1 protein-coding gene is annotated in these 238 nt (G+C 44.5%); it reads right to left on the reverse strand.

Annotated elements, in window-relative coordinates:
• The coding region (locus AAEZ09_RS29110; protein WP_350601789.1) for a hypothetical protein at positions 1-238 on the reverse strand (238 nt) is incomplete at both ends.

A 238-nucleotide genomic window follows, 5' to 3' on the forward strand; every position in this document is an offset into this window, starting at 1 on the left:
CAGCATCAGACACTACGATGAAGTTTTCAGGATTACGGTAGCCCGGTAAACCTTCTTCGTTAATATTGGCGCCTGCTTGGATATTGTTGTTCACTTGTACCCAGTAACAATTTAAATCGCCATCTTTTACGCGACGGTTTTGCTCTACTGCATGGTAACCAGGTTTTGGTGGAATAATACCACTCGGAATATGCCAAATCTCTTCGGCGCGCTTTCTGTGTTCAGGGTTAGTCACTAC

The sequence above is a fragment of the Pseudomonas sp. 65/3-MNA-CIBAN-0223 genome (assembly GCF_040310425.1).
Lineage (GTDB): Bacteria > Pseudomonadota > Gammaproteobacteria > Pseudomonadales > Pseudomonadaceae > Aquipseudomonas > Aquipseudomonas gregormendelii.